The sequence below is a fragment of the Natronomonas pharaonis DSM 2160 genome (assembly GCF_000026045.1).
GTDB classification, from domain to species: Archaea; Halobacteriota; Halobacteria; order Halobacteriales; family Haloarculaceae; genus Natronomonas; species Natronomonas pharaonis.
This window is the reverse complement of sequence record NC_007426.1, coordinates 978,804-1,000,182: the sequence shown is the minus strand read 5'-3', so window position 1 is coordinate 1,000,182 and position 21,379 is coordinate 978,804. Positions and strand designations below refer to the sequence as shown.

Below are 21,379 nucleotides of genomic sequence, written 5' to 3'. Positions count from 1 at the left end.
TGACCAGACTGCCGGCGGGGCCAAACCGCCGTTACTCCTATCCCGGCATGGGATTCAGAGTTACCGTGTGTCGGAATCCACAACCAGCGGTCCGAAGGGGATTCCTTCAGACGTGGTGTGGCCCGAATCCCGATATTATCCGTTTAACAGGGCGGTGAACCCGCCTCGGCGTGGTCATGCTTACGTTCCGATTGAATAAAAACTCTGGGATGGCTCAATCCCGTGGAGAGATTCTCAGTTGTCGGCTTCATCCACACCCCTGAAAGGGGTGGGCTTTCGCCTCGCTACCGCTGTAACGTTCGACCAGCCGAACGACCAACTCGCGGTCGAAGGTCGATTCCGGGACCGACTGGAGCCATGCCGCCTCGTCGACAGCCTCGGCGGCCGCCGTCGGCTCTGGTTCCGGCGGTCGTGGCTCGGCGACGAACGTGGCGAAATAGAACTGGTAGGAATCGTCCCGCTCCGGATGCCGGAAGGTCTGTTCTGCGACCGCCCCGAGCGTCGATAGTTCGATGTCGATGCCCGTCTCCTCGCGAACTTCGCGCCGAGCGCCGGCCTCTACAGACTCGTCGGCGTGGAGCTTACCGCCCGGCAGAAGCCACGTCTCGCCTTCCCGGACAAAGAGCACTCGGCCGGCCGAGACGACCAGCGCACCGACGCCCCACGCGCCGTCGTCACCGCGCTCGATACCGGCTTCGTAGCGGTCTGCCGACAGCTCGATGGTGTCCCGCTTGTGAATCGGGCTCTCGTAGCGGTCCAGTAGCGCGGACGGCGACGGCATTGACTCAGGGGAGCGCGACGTCGATGTCTTCCTGCAGGCTCGCGGCCTTGACCGTGTTGTACAGTAGCATCGCCCGGGTCATCGGGCCGACGCCGCCGGGAACCGGGGTAATTGCACTGGCGTTTTGCGTTGCGCTCTCGTATTCGACATCGCCGACGAGTTCATAGCCCTTCTCGTTGTCCGCGTCGACGCGGTTGACACCAACGTCGATGACGACTGACCCTTCCCCAATCATCGAGCCGTCGACGAGTTCCGGCGCACCCGCAGCGGCAACGACGATGTCGGCACGTCGGGTCTTTGCAGCGAGATTCTCGGTGCGGGAGTGACAGACCGTCACCGTCGCGTTCCCGTCGTCGGCCTTCTGTATCAGGAGGTTCGCCAGCGGCTTGCCGACGATATCCGAACGGCCGACGATGGTCACGTCCTTGCCCTCGGTGTCAATGTCGGCGGCTTCAAGCAGCTTCTGGACGCCGTGGGGTGTACAGGGACGGAACCGGGCGTCACCGGCGACCAGCCGCCCGACGTTTTCCGGGTGGAAGCCGTCGACATCCTTCTGTGGGTCGACACGGCGGATGACCTCGCGGTAGTCGACGTGGTCCGGGACCGGGGCTTGGACGATGTAGCCGTGGACATCGTCGTTTTGGTTCAGCGCGGCTATCTCGTCGTACAGCGTCTCCGGCGGCGCGTCGCCATCGACATCGACGTGGTAGCTCTCGATGCCGACCTCCTCGCAGTCCCGCTGTTTCATGTTCACGTAGGTTTCGCTGGCGGGGTCGTCGCCCATCAGCACCGTCGCCAGCCCCGGCCGTGCGCCGGCGTCGGCGAGTGTTGCTATCGCGTCGGTCAGGTCGTCGCGAATGTCGCTCGCGACGGCGTTGCCGTCGATGACCTCTGTCATTACCCGAGTCGGGGCGCGCCGGACGTATCAATGCCCCGGAAGCCGCCAGCACGGCCGAACGCGGCGTGTTCGTCCGCTACAGCGTGCCGTCGAGGACCTTCGCGGCGGTGAGTATCGGGTCCCACGTCGTGTTGAACGGCGGCGCGTAAGCGAAATCGTAGTTCGAAAGCTCAGACAGCGTGACGCCCTCGGTGACAGCCCCAACGAGCCCGTGGCTTCGGTGGACCGCCCCTTCACCGTACTCGCTGTGGAGCGTGCCGCCGAGGAGACGGCCGGTCTCGCTGTCGGCGGTCAGCGTCACGGTCACCGTCCCGCCCCCCGGGTAGTAGCCGGCGCGGGATTTGGCCTCGATGGTTTCGGTGACCGGCTCGAACCCGGCCGCAGCGGCGTCGTCGTGGCTGAGGCCGGTTCGGGCAGCCTCCATCTCGAAGGCCTTGACCGCTGCCGTCCCGGCGACGCCGCCACCCTTCGTCGGCGTTCCCGCGACGGTCTGGCCGATAGCCCGGCCGTGGCGGTTCGCAGTCAGCGCCAGCGGGACGTAGGTCGGCTCGCCGGTGACGACGTGTTCGGCCTCGGCGCAGTCGCCGGCGGCGTAGACGTCGTCGATGTTCGTTTCGCGGTAGGCGTCGGTCGCGATTGCGCCCGTTGGCCCCAGTTCGATACCCGCCGCCGCTGCGAGGTCGGTCCGCGGACGGACGCCGGCGCCGAGCAGCGCCATCTCGACAGGAACCCGCTCGCCGTCACCGGTGACGATGGCCTCGACACCGTCGTCGCCGTCGAGTGCCTGCACCTCCGAGCCGAGATACAGCGAGACGGACTGGGATTCGAGGTGGTCGGCGACGGCGGCGCTCGTCTCCGGGGCGAAGGCCTTCAGAACCCGGTCGCTCCGCTGGAAGAGATGGACCTCGAAGTCGTTGGCGGCCAGCGCCTCGGCCATCTCGATACCGATATACCCACCGCCGACGACGCCGACAGGGCCATTACAGTTTTCAAGCTGCTGACAGGCTGGGCCGCTATCGGGCTGTTCAGCCGGCCCCTCCTCGCGAGCCCGGGCGACGAACTCCCGAAGTTCCTTGCCGTCGGTCATCGACCCGAGGGTGTAGGCCCCCTCGCGGTCGACGCCCTCGATGTCGGGGACGACTGCCGCAGCGCCGGTCGCAATCAGCAGCGAATCGTACGGCTGGACGAGTTCCTCGCCGTCGCCGCGGGCTGTGACCGTCCGGTCGTCGGGGTCGATATCGACGACCTCGTGGCCGGTTCGCAGGTCGATGTCCCGCTCCTCGCGGAACTGCTCGGGGGTCACAGAGACGAGGTCCTCAAGCGTCTGTATCTCGCCTTTGATATAATAGGGGAGCCCGCAGGCTCCGTACGAGACCCACGCACCCTTCTCGAAGACGACGACATCGAGGTCCGGGGTGTCGCGCTTTGCCTTGCTCGCGGCCGACATCCCGGCGGCGTCGCCGCCGATGACGACAAACGTACTCATATATCGGGCGATTCGGACGCCGGCTATAAAAGCGACGGGCGGCGTGGCGACGGCGACGCCCATACGGGAGCGACCGGCAGGCTGGCCGGGTCGCTACTCGAAGTCGGTGATGCCGCTTTCGCCCTGGTAGAGCGGGTACTCCTCACAGAGGGCGTCGACCTCCGCGGCGGCTTCGTCGATGGTCCCCTCGTCGTCAGGGTTGTCGATGACGTTGGCGATGATGTCGGCGACGCGCTCGCAGGCCTGTTCGTCGAAGCCGCGGGTCGTCAGCGCCGGCGTGCCGGCGCGGATGCCCGAGGGGTTGAACGCCGACCGGGTCTCGCCGGGCACGGTGTTTTTGTTGAGAACGATGCCGGCCGCTTCGAGGGCCTCCTCGGCGACGGTGCCGCTCGTGTCGGGATGGGACTCCCGAAGGTCGACCAACACGAGGTGGTTGTCGGTGCCGCCGGAGACAAGGGAGAAGCCGTGTTCCTGCAGCCGCTCGCCGAGCGCCTCGGCGTTGTCGATAACCTGCTGGGCGTACTGCTCGAATTCGGGCTGGAGCGCCTCCTTGAAGCCGACGGCCTTGCCGGCGACGTTGTGCATCAGCGGACCGCCCTGTGCGCCGGGGAAGACGGCAGCGTCGATATCGTCGGCGTACTCCTCGTCACACATCACGATACCGCCGCGGCCGGCGCGGATGGTCTTGTGCGTCGAGCCGGTGACGAAGTCGGCGACGCCGACCGGCGACTGATGGACGCCGGCGGCGACGAGTCCGGTGATGTGGGCGATGTCGGCAAGATGGTAGGCGTCGACAGCATCGGCGGCCTCCTGAATCCGCTCGAATTCGACCTCGCGGGGGTAGGCGGAGTAGCCGGAAACGATGATGTCCGGCTCGAACGCCTCGGCCTGCTCGTGGAGTTCGTCGTAGTCGATGTAGCCCGTCTCGGGGTCGACCTCGTACTGTTCGACTTCGTAGGTCTGGCCGGTGAAGTTGGCCGGGTGGCCGTGGCTGAGGTGGCCACCGTGTTCCAGTTCTAGGGAGAGAATCCGGTCGCCGGGCTCCAGCATGGCGAGATAGACAGCCATGTTCGCCTGCGTTCCGGAGTGGGGCTGTACGTTGATGTGTTCGGCACCCCACAGCTCCTCGGCGCGCTCGATGGCGAGTTCTTCGACGTCGTCTGCGGGACCGCAGCCGGCGTAATACCGCTCGCCGGGGTAGCCCTCGGCGTACTTGTTTGTCAGTTCCGAACTCTGGGCCTGCAGGACGGCCTCCGAGACGTGGTTCTCGGAGGCAATCATCGCCAGCGTGTCTTCCTGGCGGTCGCGCTCGTCGGCAAGCGCAGCAGCGATTGCAGGGTCGGCCTCGCGGACCTGCTCGTAGTTCATAGTTCAAATACTACATCGGCGCGACAAGAAGCTACCCGTTTGCGGCAACGGCTTGGAGCCCCCTCAGCGATGGCGCGCTGGGTTTCACGGGTGCGCCGCCGTATCATCCGAGGCGATGGGAGGTTGCGCACCATTTTTGTCTGCGGCTGCGAACGCCGATGTATGGACACCGACCGGCGGCTCTCAGTTCGCGTTCTCAGGCGGCTGTTCCACAGCGCCGTACCGGGCTATCTGGCGCTGGGGTTCGGGCTGGCCTCGCTCGTGTTGGTCTTTGGCTTTGCCTCCGCATCGATGTACGGCGTCGACCACGGCATCAACCTCATCGCTTACTGGCACGTGCCGCTGGCAATCGTCGGCGGCCTCGCACTGACAGTCACGTTCGTCGGCTGTGTGCTCTATCTCGTCACGTCGACGCGGTTCTGGGAGCAGCTTGCCCACGCCTCCGGCGAACTCGGATTCATCTTCGCGACGCTGACGCTTGTGACCGGCAGCGCTTGGGGCCGCATCATCTGGAACACGTGGTGGGACTGGTCCGACATCCGGCTTGTCACCTTCCTGTTCGTGTGGTTCATCTACGCCGGCTATCTGATAATCTACTCCGGGGCCGGCGACGGCGGCCGCGTCTCGCGGCTGGCGTCGGTCTACGGCGTCGTCGGGTTCATCACCGTCCCGATATCGTACGCTTCGACCCGGCTGTGGACGGCACAGCTTCACGCTCCCTCTATCGGCAATCCCGACGCGGAGGCCAACATCACCGCCTCGGTACTGTTTGTTTCGCTCCTTGCTATCTTCTTCCTCTATGTGTACCTGCTCGGCAACCGGGTCCGGCTCCACGAACTGACGAGCCGCCTTGATGAGATGAAAGACCGAACGCGGACGAAAACGCACAAACCGACGGGTGGTGACTAACAACTATGGAGTACCTACTCGGAGCGTCCTACGGGGCCATCTTCGCGGCACTCGTAGTGTACGTGCTGTACCTGCGGAGCCGGCTCAACCGCCTCGAATCCCGACTCGAAGACCTCTCGGCAGAACGGGGAGAGTAGCTACCCACGCCGGATGGTTCGGTTGACCCATCCGGTCGCCCCGTCGGGGAACGGGTCCGTCCTGACCTCTGTCTGGATGGTGTCCGTGCCGTCGATAGTCCGTGCGTAGACCTCGTATTCGTCCTGCTGTGGGTCGTCGATTTCATAGACCCACTGTCGTATCGTATCCGGATTGTCTAGCTGGCCGCTGAGCGCCGCTGCGGTCCACGTCTCGCCGCCGTCTATCGATACTTCGACTCTGTCGACGCCGCGAGCGCCGGCGTACGCATGGCCGCATATCTGGATGCGACCTTCCGGGCGGTTGATGCGGTCGATTTTCGTCACGGCGTTTACCGCGCCCATCCCGTGCCAGCCCTGTTCTTCCCAGTAGCCCCCCGAGTAATCGTCGATAACCTCGATTTCGGTGAGCCATTTGACGTGGAGCTTCCCCCATCGGTCGGGAACCAGCAGCCGGACCGGATAGCCGTGGGCCTGCGGGAGTTCGAGACCGTTCATGCCGTAGGCGAGCAGACACGACCGGAAGTCCTCGACCGACATGGAGTAGAAGTAGTCGTCAGCACCGTACAGCATGACGTGTGACCCCTGCAGGTCGACCGCATCGAGCACCGCATCCATCGAGCAGCCAGTCCAAACGGCGGTATCGAGCTTGTCGTCCTCGATGTCGTCGCTGAGACACCGAATCGCCTTGTACTGGTGTTCGACGGGGAAACGCTGTATCTCCGCGTAGTCGAGGTCGACCGGCTCTTCGACGGCGCCGGTAATCGAAAGCGCCCACGAGTCGGGGTCGACAGCGGGCGGGCTCGGGTTGATATCGACTTTGTAGAAGTCCTCGATATCGGTGACAAGCGGCTGAACCCCCTCGACGTCGAGTTCCTTTTGCCGTGCGTCCGAAATCATGTGCTCGGCTTCGAGCCGCAGGGCCCGCTCCTGAAGCTCCTGTTCCGCCCGCTGGGTCTGGCTCCGCCGCACCAGTCCGATGCCGTGGGCGACGACGTTGAAGGCCGCAACCGCCGAAACGGCCCGCAGCACCGAGCGGCGCTCGCTGTCGGTCGCTATCTCAGTCGGCGAGCGGGTCTCGAAGTACGTCACGACGACGCCGCCAACGAGAGCCGGAACGACAACCGCCATTGCCGAGCCGACGACGGAGTAGGAAACGACGAAGACGAGCGCTGTCGCGACGACAAAGCCCGCTACCGGCGGCAGGGTCGGCGAGAGCCGGTCGCCGAGCCGGTAGCCGCCGACAGCGACGATACCGAAGACGACGGCGAGGAGAGCGCCGGAAAACACCATACTCAGTTCGAGCGCGAGGTTGCCGAACCGCTGGATGACGCCGGAGACGAACCAGCCAGGAAGATACTCGAGGAGGTGCCGGTTCAGCGACGACACCAGAAATTCGCGCCCGGTCGCATAGACGGCAAACGAGGTCGCAACCGTCGAGACACCCGCCGCGACGACCGCAATCGCGGCCATCCCGTATCGGCCGATGGCCGACCCGTTGTCGGAACGGGCGCTGTCTGAATCGGACATACCGGTAGTAGCGCAGCGAGACAATTAAACGCCGGCTTCAGTCCACGAAAACGGGACCGGCTGGAGAGAACACGCCGGGGCAACGGCTCCGGGGTCAGTAGTCGTCTTTGTCGTAGTCGCCGTTGTCGTAGTCGCTGTCGCCCTCGAAGTGACTCTCGTCGTGGGCATCAGCGTCGACACCGCCGGGGTGGTCGTCAGGGTGTTCGCCCTCGTGGGCACGAACGGTGAGGTCGTCGGCGACGAGTGTCTCACCGTCGAAATGTCCCTCCGCAACGACGATGCGGCCTTCGGACATCGTTTCGGGCATCTCGCCGTCGTAGGTGACTGCCTTCGTGTAGTTACCGTCGTCGACAGCGAAAGCAATGGGCGGGCCTTCCTCAAGGTCGGTGACCTGCCCTTCGAGCTTGACGAGTTCGTTCTGATAGTCGTCGTCTTCTTCGAGGTCGGTCGGCGTGACGAACTCCGCCGCGGCCCCCATCGTCGTCGTCGCCAGTATCGCCAGCAAAACGGCAATGCCGACGCCGCCGACGACGGCTTTTGTCCTCCGGTCCATTGCCAGAACGTTCGGCTGGATTCTACATCAACTCTTTGCTCGATACCACGACACGAACACGGCGACGGTCACAGCGCCGACAACAGCACGCGGTCGAAGTCGAAGAGCAGGGCAACGCCGGTCACCAGCAGAATGCCCCCGGCTATCCGTCTGAGCGTCTCCGTGCCGCCGACAGCCCCAAGGCGGGAAACGACGGAGCGCCCCGCGATTTTGCCACCGTAGGCGACGCCCAAAAGCGGCACCGCAAAGCCCGTCCCGTAGACGAAGAGCAGCAGGCCGCTTTCGGCTGCCGCGCCGGTCGTTGCCGCATAGGCAAGCACCGCCCCGAGTACCGGCCCGACACAGGGCAGCCAAATAACGCCAAGTAGCGTCCCCAGCGAAAACGCCGATGCGAGCGGCCGTCGGTCCGCATCGAGCGTCGAGAAACTGCCCGTCAGCCATCCGGAGAGTCGGGAGGCATACGTCGAGTAGATTCGGTTGAGGTCGTCATCAACCATCACCGCGCCGAACGCGACGATAGCCAGAAAGGCCGGCGTGCGAAGTGAATCAGGTGAGAACGACCCGAGCGTTCCGACGACGACGCCAAGGGCCGTAAAGGACACCAGACTTCCGGCAACGATGGCTATTGGCCGCAGCCGGTGGCCGACGCTGCCGGACAACAGCGGCGGCAACAGCGGCAGACAACACGGCGTCAGTATCGTCGCCACGCCGGCTATGAAGACGACCGAGAGCGTCGGGACCTCCATCAATCGGCCGTAGGGAAGTACAATGCTTAACTTGTGGGTCTGAGAACCGTCAGTATGTCGTTCGTCTCGGTCGCCGGCCTCTCGAAGCGATTCGGGAGCCACCTCGCCGTCGACGACGTCTCTTTCGAACTCACTGCCGGTGAGACAGCGGTGCTTTTCGGTCCGAACGGGGCCGGCAAGACAACACTCATCAGAATGCTTGCCTCGCTCGCCCGGCCGAGCGACGGGACCATCCGAATCGATGGGCAGCCCCTCGTCGGCGACGATGCGGCTCGCGGCGATATCGGCGTGTTAACCCACGAGACACTCCTGTACGAAGAGCTCACTGCGCGGGAAAACCTCCGGTTGCACGCCCGGCTCCACGGCGTTGACGAGGCGATTTGTGAGGAGCTGCTCGAAACCGTCGGCCTCGCCGCCCGCGGCAGCGAGCGGGTGTCGGGGTTTTCACACGGGATGGCAAAGCGGGTCTCGCTGGCGCGCGCGCTCGTTCACGACCCCGCGTTGCTCCTGCTCGACGAGCCGTACACCGGCCTCGACCAGACATCGCTCAAGCGGATGACGACCGTCCTCTCGGAGTTGGCCGACCGGACCGTGCTGGCGTCGACCCACGACCTCGAACGCGGCGTCGAACTCGCAGACCGGATTCTCTTCATGCGCGAAGGGCGGCTGGTCGGCGACGCCGCTGCCGACGAATTCGAGACCGTCGAGGGAGCGGTCGACCGATATGAAACGCTCTGTGGCGGCGAACCGGCTGTCGGCGGGGCGTTACGATGACCGGCCGGTATCTCCGGACCGTCTATGAGGTCGCTCGGAAGGACCTGTTGGTCGAAACCCGGAGCAAGCAGACGGTCAACTCGGCGTTCGTCTTCTCGTTGCTCGTCATCGTCGTCTTCTCGTTTGTCTTCGGCGAGGACGTCGGCAGCCGGGAGGCGCTGGCCCGCGGGGCGCTGTGGATAGCCGTCGTCTTCGGCGGCGTCGTTGGAATGAGTCATGCGGTCGCACTCGAAGGCCAAAACGACGCCATCGACGGCCTCTTGCTCGCGCCGGTCGACCGCTCGGCGGTCTATCTCGGAAAAGTGCTCAGCACGACGGTGTTTGTCACCGGTATCGGCCTGCTGAGTCTCGTCTTCGTCGTCGTCTTCTTGGAGTACTCCTTCGAGCCGGCGGCGCTTTCGACGCTGCTTTCGGTCGTGCCGCTGGCGGCGCTCGGTCTCAGCGCGGTCGGCGTGCTCTTGTCGGTGTTGATGCTCCACTCGCAGTTGCAGGAGTCGCTGCTCCCGGTGTTGCTGATTCCGCTCGTCGTGCCCGTACTGCTTGCCGGGACCGCACTGACACAGCCGGACCTCTCGGATGGCATGACGACCGCGTGGTTCCGGGTGCTGCTGGCCTACGACGGGTTGATGCTGCTTGCCGGCTGGATGACCTTCGAGTACGTCGTCGAGGAGTAGACAACAATCACTCCAGTACGCCGGAGACAGCCGGGTCGACCGTCACCGGCGACACCTCTTCGAGAGAGGTCTTGTCGTTGTCCGCACTGTCGTCGACGTGGACGGTCAACACCGGCTGCGACGACAGCCGAACGACCCGCTCGGCGACGCTGCCAAGCAGCAGCCGGCCGAGTCCGCCACGGCCATGCGTCCCCATCACGATGAGGTCACAGCCCGTCCGGTCGGCGTACTCGACGATGCGGTCGGCCGGCTGCCCCTCCAGCAGGGCGGTCTCTGTCGGCACATCGACCCGAGCGTCGGCGTCCGCGAGCGCCTCCTCGCCCTGCGAGCGGAGCAGTTCGTGGGCTTCACCGCCGACGGCCGCCGCCGAGACCGCTGCCGAATCGGTGTTAAGCACGTAGAGAAACTGAAGTGCCGCCCCGTGTGCCGCCGCTATCTCGGCGGCGTGGTCGATTACCCGTCCGATTCCTCCGCCCCCGTCGGTCGGCACGAGAATCGTATCGTACATTGTTCCCTAGTACCACAATTATTAATAGTTACATATACGAGTTTCGACCGTTCAGCGGCTCAACTGCTCCGACTGTGGGAGCTACTGCAGCACGACGTTTTTCACATCGTTGACGCCGGCCCGACGGACGACGGCTCGAACAGGGTCCCGAACGCCCGCGAGGTTGTCGCTGTCGCCGTCGAGAACGAGCAGCCGCGCTCGCCGGCCAGGCTCGATGACACCGCAGTTCAGCCCGGCTATCTCCGCGCCCGCGGCCGTCGCCATCCGGAGAACCTCCGGTGCGGTGACATCACAGAGCTTCGCGGTAACCGCCATCTCGCGGAACATCGAGGGGCTGTTGAGCAACACGTTGTCGGTCCCGAGAGCGACGGTGGTCCGTTCTAGAAGGTCGGCCACCGGCGGTACGCCGACATCGGTGACGAGGTTCGAGCGAGGACAGACGACGACCGGCGTGCCGCGGTCCGCAACCCGTTCGAGGTGGAGCGGTTCGGCATGGACCATATGAACCAAAAAGTCCGGTTCCAAGTCGAGTGCAGGGTTGATGTCGTGGGCGTCCCGCTCGCCGGCGTGGATACCGAAGAGCAGTCCCGCCCTGCCGGTGGCGGTCCGTTCCGCCGAGAAATCGCCATCGCGGGCACCGCTGGCTCCGTATCCGTCGGCGATGTCGAGCACGTCGGTCGTGTCACGGCCAAGGGCGACCGACTCGATATCGAGCCCCGCCGTGGCCGCCTGGAGCGCTTCGATGCCTTCGACGCCGCCCTCGCGGAACTCGATGCATGCGCCGGTTCCGGCCGCCTGCATGAACTGGAGCGAGCGAGCCATCGCCGCCACCAGCTCCTCCCGCGAGGCATCGTCAAGGAGCCGGTGTTTCAGCCCGTCCGGCGGCGCGACCAGTTCGTCAAGCGAGAGCCCACGCCCCGCCTCTTTGGCTATCGAATCGCCAATGTGGGTGTGGGCGTTGACGAACGCAGGACAGATAATGTCCGAGGAGGCGGTCTCGACCTCCTCGATGGCCGTTATCTCGCCGTCCTCGACGACGACACGGCCTTCTATCGGCTCGTAGTCGGGGCCGGCGAGTATCGTTCCGGAAAGCTCCATACGGGCCGAACGGGGCGGGGGGTTAAATCGGTTGTAGCCGGCGTGGGTCTCAGCGGCTACTCCTGAAATTCGTCGAGGCGAGTGTTGACGCCCTGTCGAACGTCGACGACGAGCGCATCGAGGTCGAGTCCGAGAATGTCCTCCGCGGCGCTGCCGACGGCGTCGGTCTCTGCTTCCGGTGCGTAAACGCCGAGCCGCCACTGTTCGCGCTGGGTGCGGCGCAGCGCCGCCACAAGCGTCGACTGTGAACCGAGGGTTCTGACCTCACCGCCGACGACGACCCGACTCGTCGACTCACGCATCGACGGCCGCGACGGAACGTCGATGATGACAGCCGCCGGGTCGACGCCGGCCCGCTCGGCGATAGCGCGTTCGTGTTCCCGGCAGGTCTCGTGGTCGGCGTCGACGATATCGTCGGGCACGTCGCGGAGTTCGGCCCAGACAGCCCGCTTGTAGAGGGTCCGGCGGTCCAGTCGAGTGGCAAGCGGTGCGGTCGCCGCACAGTCCCGCAACGCCGACCGCAACGCCGCGTCGTCCATCCGGCGAAGCGTCTCGGCGTCGGTCACACCGGCGGTCAGAAGCTGCTCGGTCGCTCGCCGCAGCATTGCCTTCGAGATACGGGCGACGTGGTGGTTGTAGACGACCGGGTTCATCAGGGCACGGGCAACAAGCAGCGACTCGGCCGTCTGGACGTTCCCCTCGGCGAGGACGAGTTCGCCGTCGACAAACCGGAGTTCGCGAATCAGCCGGCCGGCGTCGATGGTCCCGTACGGAACGCCGGTGTGGTGGGCGTCGCGGACGAGATAATCCATCCGGTCGACATCGAGTTCGCCCGAAACCAGCGGGCCGAACTCCCCGTCGCCGGCAATGAGGTCGGCGACGGCGCTGGGGTCGATGTCGTGGAGCGCGAGCGTGCGGGCGACATCGCCCGTTTCGAGCAGGTCCTCGACCTCGTCGTGGAGCTTGCCGGTCCGGCGAGCGACGAGGGCCTCGATGTTGTGACTGTAGGGCGTGTGACCGATGTCGTGGAGGATGGCGGCCGCCCGGAGCCGCTCGGCCTGCGTGCCCTCGATGCCGAGATGGTCGAGCGCACGCGTCGCGAGGTGGTACACCCCCAGCGAGTGCTCAAATCGGGTGTGGTTGGCGCTCGGATAGACGTACTCGACAGTGCCGAGCTGTGTAATCCGCCGGAGCCGCTGGACCGCCGGCGTATCCAGCAGGTCCGCCGCGACGCCCTCGACGGTGATGTGGTCGTGGACGCTGTCCTTGATGGTGACCATCCGGCCGGGTCTTCGGCGTCGTCGTATAAAAACCGTCGCGGGGCGGCCAGCCCACTGCGGCAACAATCAGATACAAACCCGTTGGCTCGAAACCGGGGGTATGGTGACGTTTCTCGCCGGCGGGACGGGGACCCCGAAGCTCCGATACGGAGCCGAAACGGTCTTCGACACCGCCGACACGCCCGTCGTCTGCAACACTGGCGACGACGTCGAACTGGGCGGGTTGGTCGTCTGCCCCGACGTAGACACGGTGCTTTTTGCCGCCGCCGACCGCCTCGACCGCGAGACGTGGTGGGGCATCGACGGCGACACGACCGAAACCCACGAGGAACTGCGGGCGCTCGCCGACGCCGCCGACCTCGACACCGGGCCGCGGTACCTCCCGGACAAAAAGCAGACGGCCGGCCGGGATATCGCCCGGTGGCGGCGTTTCTCGGGGGTCGCGGAGTTCATGGAAATCGGCGACACCGACCGAGCCGTCCACATTACCCGGACGAGCCTGCTCGATGAGGGCAAGCGGCTGACCGAGGCAACCGCGACGCTTGCCGACGCGCTCGGCGTCGACCATCCCGTGTTGCCGATGAGCGACGACCCCGTGGCGACGCTCATCGACACCGACGAGGGACTGGTCCACTTTCAGGAGTTTTGGGTCCATCGACGGGCCGAGCCGACAATCAACGGCGTCGAATTCCGCGGTGCCGACGCGGCCGAGCCGACGCCGGAGGTCCGCGAGGCGCTTGCCGACCCAGTCGTCATCGGACCGTCGAATCCGATTACCAGCATCGGCCCGATGGTGGCTCTCGATGGCATCCGCAAAGCCCTCGCCGAAACACCCGTTGTCGCCGTCTCGCCGTTCGTCGAGGACCGGGTTTTCTCCGGGCCGGCCGACGACCTGATGGCCGCGGACGGGTATGCGCCGTCGACGGCCGGCGTCGCGGAGGCCTACCCCTTTGCCGACGCCTTCGTGGTCGACGAGGCCGACGAAACGCCGCTGGAGCGGCCGACAGTCCGCACCGATACCGAACTCGGCAGCCCGGCCGACGGCGAGCGCGTCTGCCGGGCCGTCCGCGAGGCCTTCGACCGCCTCGGCGTGGAGGTGGCCTGAATGTTTGCGCCACGGCTCGCCGTCGCATCGCTGTCGGGCGAGTCGGATGCCGACTGGGCGGCCGCGGCCGCCCCGCACGTCGGCTGTGCGTTTCTCGGTGGGCTGGCTATCGACGCCGAGACGCGCCGCGCCGCGGCGGCGCTCGCTGAACGCGACCGAACGGAGTTCCTGCCCGACGACCCCATCGCCTTCATCGACAAACAGCTCGCGGCGCTTGCCGGAACTCCCGTCCGGCCGGCGTTCAACGTCCGGAGTGCGACCGTCGACCCCATCGTCGAAGCCGCGGCAGTCTGTGCCGACCGGGACGCGATAGTCGAACTCAACGCCCACTGCCGGCAGTCCGAGATGTGCGCCGCCGGGGCCGGCGAGTCGCTGCTCAAAGACGACGACCGGCTCTGCGAGCAGGTCCGGGCGGCCGCCGACACCGGCGCGACGGTGAGCGTCAAGGTCAGAACAGAGGTCGACGGGGTCGACCTGCCGGCGCTTGCAGCGGCGCTTTCGGCCGCCGGCGCGTCCGTCCTCCACGTCGATGCGATGGACAGCGAACACGTCGTCGGCGCGGTTACCGAAGCCGCCCCCAACGCCTTCGTCGTTGCCAACAACGGCGTTCGGGACCGGAAAACGACACGGGAGTATCTCGACTACGGCGCTGACGCGGTGTCGGTTGGCCGCCCGTCCGATGACCCGGCGCTGCTGGCTCGGGTTCGGCGGGCCGTCGACGAGTGGTTCGACAGCCAGCGACAGACGGAGGTGTCGGCCGATGGCTGAGGAATCGACCGACAGCCGGCCGGCCGCCCCGCGGCGCGGCCCGGCACAGAACGCACAACTCGCACTGTTGCTTGAGGTGGCCGGCACGCCGAAGCCGGGCAACGTCGACCGCCGCCGCGACTACGACGACCTCCGGCTCGAACACTTCATGGCGGGCGCGGTCGGGGCGATGGGCGGCCTCGCGGCGGCCGCCGACACCACTCCCGGCGTCGGCGAGTGCTTCGAGCGAGCGGTCGCCGGCATGGCCGAACAGTCCGCCGGCAACACGCAGTTCGGAGCGCTGCTGTTGTTGGTGCCGCTTGTCCGTGCTGCCGCAACCAGCCGGCTCACGCCGGCGGGGACGAGGACCGTCGTCGAATCGACGACCGTCGAGGACGCCTGCGGGTTCTATCGCGCCTTCGAGCACGTCGACGTTGCCGTCGACGACCCGCCGGCGGACGCGGACGCGCTCGATGTCCGCCGCGGCGGCGATGCGGCCCCGGAGCTCAGAGAGCGGGCGCTGACGCTCGCGGATGTGATGGCGTTGTCGGCCGACCGCGACGGCGTCGCCGCCGAGTTGACCGGCGGTTTCGAGCGCAGTTTCACGGCCGCCTCGTGGCTCAGCGACGACGACGGGCCGATATATCAGCGCGCCTCACGGACGTTCCTGCGGCTGCTGGCCGACGAGCCGGATACCTTCGTCGTCACGCGCAACGGGCGGGCGGCAGCCGAGGAAGCAACAGCGCGAGCACAGGCGGTATTGGAGGGCCGTGAGGACGCCGACGACCTCGCTGCCGAGTTCGTCGACCGCGATATCAACCCGGGGACGACAGCCGACATCACCGCTGCGGCGCTGTTCATCGCTTTGCAGCGGGGACTGGAGGTCTGAGCGTGCCGGCAGACTGGCCCGTCGACCTCTCCGGGGTCACAGAATCGGTCGTGACGACAAGGGGGCCCAACGGCCGCTGGAACGTCGCGGCACTGGGGCTTTTTGCCGGCGAGCCGGTGACCGCCCGGACGTGGGGTCGAACCCGAACATGGCGGAATTTCAGCGAGCGGGGCGGTGGCTACGTTCAGTTCACTCACGACCCGGTGGACTTCGTTGACGCCGCTTGCTCGGTACGGGAGGAAGCAGACCCGGTGCTCGACAGCGCCGACGCGTGGGCCACTGTTGACGTCGAACGGCTCGACGACGGCGAGGAGGGCGACACCCAGTGGGTCGAGTGGGCGCTCACGCCGGTCGAGGCCCGCGTCGAACGGGAGGTCGTTCCGACGACGAACCGCGGCTACTACGCCGTCATCGAGGCGACCGTCGCGGCCTCGCGGCTCGATGTCCCGGGCTACGACACGGAGACGCTCCGCTCGCGCATCGACTACTTCGAATCGGTGGTCGACCGCTGCGGCGGCGACCGAGAAGCTGCGGCCTTCGAGCGGCTCACAGAGTACGCCGATATCGACTGAGCTAGCTCATAAAGAGCCGCCGGTCGGCCCGCTCGTGGGCCATGCCCATCGTCTCTGCGAGCGGCGCAAAGGACGAAAGCGACGAGAGCTCGGCGTCGACGTACTCGTCGCAGACCTCCTCGATAACCGGCAGCAGCTCGGCGAGCTGCGATTGAATGTCGGTATGTCCGAACCGGCCGAGCCGCTGGGCCGCCCCAAGCAGCTCTGTCACCACCGAGTAGGCACCGACCAGACAGGCCTCCCGGCGGCCGAGCCCGGCCCGCTGGGTAACGACGCCGAGTACGACGGGATACTGTCCCGGGGTTTCGTCGGCTGCAACGGCGGCAGCGTATGCGGCGACAGCACCGTCCAGCGTCGTCTCGGCGAACAGGCCCTCGTCGGTCGATGCCAGTAGCTCAAGCAGCTTCGTCCCGGCCTTCGTCGCGCTGTCGCGAAACTCCGCCGGCAGCGTGGCGGCATGCAGCCGTTCGTCGGCCGCTCGGATGCCGGCTTCGTCGTCCGCCGCAGCCGCCCGATGTGCGGCGGCAAGCGCGACCGTCTCGGCGGGGCCGACGATACGCCGCAGATACGCCTCAACGAGGTCGCCGAGTTCCGCCGCCGTCTCGATATCGCCTTCGTTGACGTACTGCTCGATGCCGTAGGAGGCGGTGTACGTCCCGACCGGCAGGAACGAATCGGCCAGCCGCAGCGCCGTCAGAAACGACGTTTCACTCATGGCTGTCGTGGCTGTGGCTGTGGTCGTGGTCGTGGTTGTGGTCGTGGTCGTGGTTGTGGTCGTGGCTGTGGTCGTGGTCGTGGTCTTCCCCATAACCGTGTCCGCTGTCGGTTGCTTCGTGGCTGTGGTCGACGCCGCTGGGTTCGGCATTCTCGCCGATGAACAGGCTCGCATCGACCGACGCATAGCGTGTTGTCCCGCTGTCCGGGATGTGCTCGCCGAGGACGTCTTCGATGATACGGCGGTCGGCCTCGACGGGCACGTAGACCGTCCCGCCCTCGATGGCGATATCCCAGTGCTGGTTGCCGACGCGGTGGCCGAGTTCGACCGCCGCGGCAACCGTCTCCGGCCCCGGCGACGGGAGGTCGACGACGAAAGCGGTTCTGGACTCGAACTCGACGACAGCGGCCGCATCGTCGTCGAGAAAGAGGACATCACCGGCCCGTAGCTCCGGCTGGTCGACGACGATACCGAGGTCAGTTCCGGCGTCGGTCTCGACACGAAGCCGGGAGCGCTTCCGCTGGCCGGCTTCGAGAACGACCCGTTCGAGTCGCCCGGCGTCCTCGTGGGCGTGGAGCTGCTCGTCGAGGTCGGGGTCGTCATAGCGGTTGCCGACGACCCCATCAACGTGCCGCATCAGTACCTCCTGTCGGCGGGGATGCCGACGCCGAGCAATTCCTGTCGCGATGCGTCCCATGCGTCCCGCACCGCGTCAGTCACGTCTGCGCTCCGGGTGCCGAGGACTCGGACCGAGACCCCCGACTCGTACGGGAGCGCCGAGACGCCGGCCGTGACCGCGTCGTGGGCGTCGAACCGGGCGTGGATGGCCTCCGCGAGCACCTCCGTGTCGGCCTCGGGAGCCAGCACGTACAGCGTCCCGACGACATCGTAGTCGGCGACGGTCGCCGGGTCGCGGGGGTCGCCGTCCGCCGGGTGCAAATCGACCGCGTCGGCACAGACGAGCCGCTCTTCACAACGGGCTTCGAGCCGGCTGTGATAGTGGTCGAAATCGAACGGCTCGTGGGCCGAGAGTCCACCGGGAACGAACACGTCGGCGACGACGACGGTAGCCGACGGCGCGAGGTCGACAGCGACCGTTTGTAAACAGCGGGCGTCCTCGTTGACGATGGTCGGCCCCGGGACGTACTCAAGATGGGCGTCGGGGCCGGCCTCAAGCGTCGCATCGAGGTGGGCGTAGTTGGCCTGCATGCTGTGGACCTTCGTGGCGCTCTGTGTCGTCACGCGTGCACGTGCACCCTCGCGGGCAGTGACGGTAATACTGTGGCGGTCACCCTGTGCGACGCCGCCGGTCGGCTCCTGCAGACAGAGCGTCGTCAGCCCCGGCGCGGGGTCGGTATCGAGCGTTCCCGTCAGGTGATATGGAACCTTCGTATAATCGCGGAGGAGACGGGTGTCGCGGTCGCCCGTGCGAGCGAGCGTTGCCTCGAAGACGCCGTCTTTCCCGGGACCGAAAGCCGGCGCTTGCGCCAGCGATTCCGCACCGTATCGCTGGAAGGCATCGGGAACGGCGCTCACGCGAAGAGAACCCCCTCCTCGATGTGGTCGACGACGCCGTCAATTCCCTCCTCGGCCTTGCAGTCGGTAAAGCAGGTCGGCGCGTCGCCGCGAACCGTCTCGGCGTCCCGGCGCATTACCTCAAGGTCGGCGTCGACGTGGGGTGCGAGGTCCGTCTTGTTGACGACCAGCAAATCGGCCTGCGTGACGCCGGGGCCGCGCTTGCGCGGGATGTCGTCGCCCTCGGCGACGCTGATGACGAAGATGAAGTAGTCGGCCAGCTCCGGGTTGAACGTCGCCGCGAGGTTGTCGCCGCCGCTTTCGAGCAACACCACATCGAGGTCCGGATACGACTCGGTGAACTCGTCGATAGCCGCGATATTCATCGAGGGGTCCTCGCGGATGCCAGTGTGCGGACAGGCACCGGTCTCGACGCCCTCGACGAGGTCCGGCGGGAGAATCCCCTCGAAGGACTCCCTGAGCCGGTCGGCGTCCTCCTGTGTCATAATGTCGTTGGCAATGACGCCGACGTTGTAGCCGGCCGCATCGAGCCGCGGGACGAGCCGTTTGACCATCGCGGTCTTGCCGGAGCCGACCGGTCCGCCGAGGCCGACGGTTGCGACATCTCTGTGCCCCATTATTCCTCCAGTTGCTCCCGGGTGTCAGCCCGAATCGGGTCGTGAATCGTCACGAGCTTCGTTCCGTCGGGGAACATCGGTTCGACCTGTACCATATCGACAAGTTCCGGAACGCCGTCCATCACGTCCTCACGGGTCAAAAGCGCTGTCGCCTCCTGGCGGATTTCGGCGACTGACATCCCCTCTCGGGCGCGCTCGCAGGCCCAATCGGAGATGTAGGCGACCGTCTCCGGGTGGTTGAGCTTCACGCCGCGTTCCTTCCGGCGGCGGGCCAACTCCGCCGCCATGAATATCGTCAGCCGCTCCCGTTCTTTGGGTGTGAGATTCATAGGTGGTACCGCTGTGCGAGGGGGAGTTCGTCTGCCGGCTCACACGTCACGTGCTCGCCGTCTATCGATACCTCGAACGTCTGTGCGTCGATGTCGATGTCGTCGGGACAGTAGTCGTTGTACAGCATGTCGGCCTTCCGAACCGAGCGGGTCCCGTCGACGGGTCTGACCGGCGTATCGAGGCCGTAGGCGTCGCCGACGCCCGCCTCGTGGGCTGTGCCGCTGACGAACGTCACCGAGAGCCCGTGCTTTGCGTTCCCCATTGCGCCGGCTCGCGGGCGCATCTCGACGGGTTCACACGTCATCAACGAGCCGTTGGCCTCGCCCATCTGGCTGTAAACCGGGAAGCCGCCCTTGATGACGGTTTTCGGCTTGATGCCGAAGAAGGCCGGTTCCCAGAGGACGATATCAGCCAGTTTCCCCGGCTCTATGGAGCCGACGTAGTCGTCGATGCCCGCGACGATAGCGGGGTTGATGGTGTACTTGGCGACGTAGCGCTTGATGCGGTGGTTGTCAGCGTCGGTGCCGTCGTCTTCGGGCAGCGGCCCACGTTGCTGTTTCATCTTATCCGCGGTCTGCCATGTCCGGGAAATGACCTCCGCCATCCGGCCCATCGCCTGCGAATCGGAGGTCATCATGCTGATAGCGCCCGTATCGTGCAGGACGTCCTCCGCAGCGATGGTCTCGGCGCGGATGCGGGATTCGGCAAAGGCGACATCCTCGGGAACGTCCGGGTTGAGATGGTGACAGACCATCACCATATCCAGATGTTCGTCGAAGGTGTTCTCGGTGTAGGGCATCGAGGGGTTCGTCGACGACGGCAGCATATGCTCGTGGCCGACCAGTTCAAGCACGTCCGGGGCGTGGCCGCCGCCGGCTCCCTCAATGTGGAAGGTGTGGATGGCCCGGCCGTCGATGGCGTCGAACGTCTCCTCGACGAAGCCGGACTCGTTGAGCGTGTCCGTGTGGATGCAGACCTGAATGTCGGCCGACTCGGCGTATTCGAGGCAGGTGTCGATAGCCGCCGGCGTCGACCCCCAGTCCTCGTGGAGTTTCATTCCACAAGCGCCGGCTTCGACCTGTTCTGCCAGGCCCTCCGGCTGGCTGCTGTTGCCCTTGCCGTAGAAACCGACGTTAACCGGCCACTCGTCGGCTGCCTGCAGGAACCGCTTGACGTTGTTCGGGCCGGGTGTACAGGTCGTTGCGCCGCCGCCGTAGCCGCCGCCGAACATCGTCGTAATGCCGCTGGCGAGGGCGTGGTCGACGAGCTGTGGGCTGTTGAAGTGGACGTGAATGTCGAGGCCGCCGGGCGTGGCGATGAGACCGTCCGCGGGGACAGTATCAGTGCTCGGGCCGACGACCAGTTCGTCGTCGACCCCGTCCATAGTGTCCGGGTTGCCGGCCTTGCCGACGCCGACGATGCGGCCGTTTCGGACGCCGATGTCGCCTTTCCGGATGCCGAGAACCGGGTCAACGACGACGACGTTGCTGAACACCCAGTCGAGAGCGCCGTCGGCCTGTGTCGTCCCCGACTGCATGCCCATTCCGTCCCGCATCGTTTTGCCGCCGCCGAAAACCGCCTCATCGCCGTAGGTGGCGTGGTCGTGTTCGATTTCGGCCAGCAGCGAGGTGTCGCCGAGCCGAATCCGGTCGCCGACTGTCGCGCCGAAGAGGTCGGTGTACTCCTCGCGGGGCAGCGTTTTCGTCATCGCTCGACCCCCCGGTAGCCGGCCGCGGCGGCTCGGTCCATCGCTCGCTCGCGGGTTGCTTCGTCATCGAGGTCACCGTTCACCAGTCCATCCATGCCATGGACGATGCGGTCGCCGCCGATAGCGACCAGTTCGACATCCCGTTCAGCGCCCGGCTCAAACCTGACGGCGGTGCCAGCGGGGATGTTCAGCCGCATGCCGTAGGCCGTCTCGCGGTCGAACGCAAGCGCCGGGTTCGTCTCGAAGAAATGATAGTGGGAGCCGACCTGTACCGGCCGGTCGCCGGTGTTTTCGACGGTGACCGTCGCCGTTTCACGGCCGGCATTGAGTTCGACGGGCGCATCGTCGACGAGCAGTTCGCCGGGCGTCAGCGAGCCCTCCGAGGGGTCGCTCACGGACGGTCACCTCCGGTAGCGGCCGG

The 21,379-nt window shown here is 66.2% G+C and carries 25 protein-coding genes; 8 read left to right on the top strand and 17 right to left on the bottom strand.

From position 1 onward, the window contains the following. Positions 1-247: 247 nt before the first annotated feature. From NP_RS05085 to glyA, 4 genes are all read right to left on the bottom strand, one after another. Entirely contained in the window at positions 248-781 is a 534-nt protein-coding gene (locus NP_RS05085; protein WP_011322748.1) for an NUDIX domain-containing protein, read from the bottom strand. Positions 782-785: 4 nt separating this feature from the next. Then, positions 786-1,679, bottom strand: coding sequence for a bifunctional methylenetetrahydrofolate dehydrogenase/methenyltetrahydrofolate cyclohydrolase (locus NP_RS05080; protein WP_011322747.1), 894 nt, complete (start codon positions 1,677-1,679; stop codon positions 786-788). A gap of 76 nt (positions 1,680-1,755) precedes the next feature. Then, the gene (locus tag NP_RS05075) at positions 1,756-3,165 is read right to left on the bottom strand and encodes an FAD-dependent oxidoreductase (protein WP_011322746.1); all 1,410 of its coding nucleotides are present in this window, start codon (positions 3,163-3,165) and stop codon (positions 1,756-1,758) included. Positions 3,166-3,258: 93 nt separating this feature from the next. Then, positions 3,259-4,533 (bottom strand): serine hydroxymethyltransferase, encoded by a 1,275-nt coding sequence (glyA, locus tag NP_RS05070; protein WP_011322745.1) that lies wholly within the window; start codon positions 4,531-4,533, stop codon positions 3,259-3,261. Positions 4,534-4,695: 162 nt separating this feature from the next. Here glyA and NP_RS05065 point away from each other — a divergent pair, with 162 nt between their 5' ends. Together NP_RS05065 and NP_RS05060 are read left to right on the top strand one after the other, a co-directional pair. Then, positions 4,696-5,442: a cytochrome c biogenesis protein gene (locus tag NP_RS05065; RefSeq protein WP_011322744.1), complete on the top strand. Its 747-nt coding sequence runs from the start codon at positions 4,696-4,698 to the stop codon at positions 5,440-5,442. Between the two features lie 5 nt (positions 5,443-5,447). After that, the gene (locus NP_RS05060) at positions 5,448-5,579 is read left to right on the top strand and encodes a CcmD family protein (protein WP_011322743.1); all 132 of its coding nucleotides are present in this window, start codon (positions 5,448-5,450) and stop codon (positions 5,577-5,579) included. Here NP_RS05060 and NP_RS05055 read toward each other — a convergent pair whose 3' ends face one another. From NP_RS05055 to NP_RS05045, 3 genes are all read right to left on the bottom strand, one after another. After that, complete coding sequence (locus tag NP_RS05055) at positions 5,580-7,106, bottom strand: molybdopterin-dependent oxidoreductase (RefSeq protein WP_011322742.1); 1,527 nt, start codon at positions 7,104-7,106, stop codon at positions 5,580-5,582. A 94-nt stretch (positions 7,107-7,200) separates the two neighbouring features. Further along, on the bottom strand, positions 7,201-7,659 hold the full coding sequence (locus NP_RS05050; RefSeq protein ID WP_011322741.1) for a cytochrome c maturation protein CcmE domain-containing protein: 459 nt from the start codon (positions 7,657-7,659) through the stop codon (positions 7,201-7,203). 68 nt (positions 7,660-7,727) lie between these two features. Then, the gene (locus tag NP_RS05045; RefSeq protein WP_011322740.1) at positions 7,728-8,405 is read right to left on the bottom strand and encodes a cytochrome c biogenesis CcdA family protein; all 678 of its coding nucleotides are present in this window, start codon (positions 8,403-8,405) and stop codon (positions 7,728-7,730) included. Positions 8,406-8,459: 54 nt separating this feature from the next. Between NP_RS05045 and NP_RS05040 the strand changes: the two genes are divergently transcribed. Together NP_RS05040 and NP_RS05035 are read left to right on the top strand one after the other, a co-directional pair. Then, positions 8,460-9,179: an ABC transporter ATP-binding protein gene (locus NP_RS05040; RefSeq protein ID WP_011322739.1), complete on the top strand. Its 720-nt coding sequence runs from the start codon at positions 8,460-8,462 to the stop codon at positions 9,177-9,179. Next, entirely contained in the window at positions 9,176-9,853 is a 678-nt protein-coding gene (locus NP_RS05035; RefSeq protein ID WP_011322738.1) for a heme exporter protein CcmB, read from the top strand. The genes NP_RS05040 and NP_RS05035 overlap by 4 nt, the downstream gene beginning before the upstream one ends. Before the next feature lie 7 nt (positions 9,854-9,860). Here the strand turns inward: NP_RS05035 and NP_RS05030 are convergent, their stop codons facing one another. The 3 genes from NP_RS05030 to NP_RS05020 form a co-directional block, all read right to left on the bottom strand. Then, positions 9,861-10,361, bottom strand: coding sequence for a universal stress protein (locus tag NP_RS05030; RefSeq protein WP_011322737.1), 501 nt, complete (start codon positions 10,359-10,361; stop codon positions 9,861-9,863). 81 nt (positions 10,362-10,442) lie between these two features. Next, positions 10,443-11,459, bottom strand: coding sequence for an amidohydrolase family protein (locus NP_RS05025; RefSeq protein ID WP_011322736.1), 1,017 nt, complete (start codon positions 11,457-11,459; stop codon positions 10,443-10,445). A gap of 56 nt (positions 11,460-11,515) precedes the next feature. Next, the gene (locus NP_RS05020; RefSeq protein ID WP_011322735.1) at positions 11,516-12,739 is read right to left on the bottom strand and encodes an HD domain-containing protein; all 1,224 of its coding nucleotides are present in this window, start codon (positions 12,737-12,739) and stop codon (positions 11,516-11,518) included. Between the two features lie 100 nt (positions 12,740-12,839). Between NP_RS05020 and cofD the strand changes: the two genes are divergently transcribed. From cofD to NP_RS05000, 4 genes are read left to right on the top strand one after another with little or no spacing between them, the layout of a single operon-like run. Next, entirely contained in the window at positions 12,840-13,844 is a 1,005-nt protein-coding gene (gene cofD, locus NP_RS05015; protein WP_011322734.1) for a 2-phospho-L-lactate transferase, read from the top strand. Beyond that, entirely contained in the window at positions 13,845-14,612 is a 768-nt protein-coding gene (locus NP_RS05010) for a tRNA-dihydrouridine synthase (RefSeq protein WP_011322733.1), read from the top strand. Beyond that, positions 14,605-15,480: a triphosphoribosyl-dephospho-CoA synthase gene (locus NP_RS05005; RefSeq protein ID WP_011322732.1), complete on the top strand. Its 876-nt coding sequence runs from the start codon at positions 14,605-14,607 to the stop codon at positions 15,478-15,480. Before NP_RS05010 ends, NP_RS05005 begins: the two co-directional genes overlap by 8 nt. A gap of 2 nt (positions 15,481-15,482) precedes the next feature. Continuing rightward, positions 15,483-16,052, top strand: a complete 570-nt coding sequence (locus NP_RS05000; RefSeq protein WP_011322731.1) for a DUF447 domain-containing protein — start codon at positions 15,483-15,485, stop codon at positions 16,050-16,052. Position 16,053: 1 nt separating this feature from the next. Here NP_RS05000 and NP_RS04995 read toward each other — a convergent pair whose 3' ends face one another. The 7 genes from NP_RS04995 to NP_RS04965 are packed head-to-tail and all read right to left on the bottom strand — an operon-like array spanning position 16,054 to position 21,353. Continuing rightward, the gene (locus NP_RS04995) at positions 16,054-16,767 is read right to left on the bottom strand and encodes an urease accessory protein UreF (RefSeq protein WP_011322730.1); all 714 of its coding nucleotides are present in this window, start codon (positions 16,765-16,767) and stop codon (positions 16,054-16,056) included. Continuing rightward, positions 16,760-17,404, bottom strand: coding sequence for an urease accessory protein UreE (gene ureE / locus NP_RS04990; RefSeq protein ID WP_011322729.1), 645 nt, complete (start codon positions 17,402-17,404; stop codon positions 16,760-16,762). The genes NP_RS04995 and ureE overlap by 8 nt, the downstream gene beginning before the upstream one ends. Further along, positions 17,404-18,303 carry an urease accessory protein UreD gene (locus tag NP_RS04985; protein ID WP_011322728.1) on the bottom strand — a complete coding sequence of 300 codons (900 nt, stop codon included), beginning with the start codon at positions 18,301-18,303 and terminating at the stop codon, positions 17,404-17,406. The genes ureE and NP_RS04985 overlap by 1 nt, the downstream gene beginning before the upstream one ends. Further along, a complete protein-coding gene (ureG, locus tag NP_RS04980) occupies positions 18,300-18,920 on the bottom strand; it encodes an urease accessory protein UreG (RefSeq protein ID WP_011322727.1) in 621 nt (206 codons plus the stop codon). The genes NP_RS04985 and ureG overlap by 4 nt, the downstream gene beginning before the upstream one ends. Then, positions 18,920-19,249, bottom strand: coding sequence for an urease subunit gamma (locus NP_RS04975; protein ID WP_011322726.1), 330 nt, complete (start codon positions 19,247-19,249; stop codon positions 18,920-18,922). The genes ureG and NP_RS04975 overlap by 1 nt, the downstream gene beginning before the upstream one ends. Next, the gene (gene ureC / locus NP_RS04970) at positions 19,246-20,958 is read right to left on the bottom strand and encodes an urease subunit alpha (RefSeq protein ID WP_011322725.1); all 1,713 of its coding nucleotides are present in this window, start codon (positions 20,956-20,958) and stop codon (positions 19,246-19,248) included. Before ureC ends, NP_RS04975 begins: the two co-directional genes overlap by 4 nt. After that, positions 20,955-21,353 carry an urease subunit beta gene (locus NP_RS04965; RefSeq protein WP_011322724.1) on the bottom strand — a complete coding sequence of 133 codons (399 nt, stop codon included), beginning with the start codon at positions 21,351-21,353 and terminating at the stop codon, positions 20,955-20,957. Before NP_RS04965 ends, ureC begins: the two co-directional genes overlap by 4 nt. Positions 21,354-21,379: the final 26 nt, after the last annotated feature.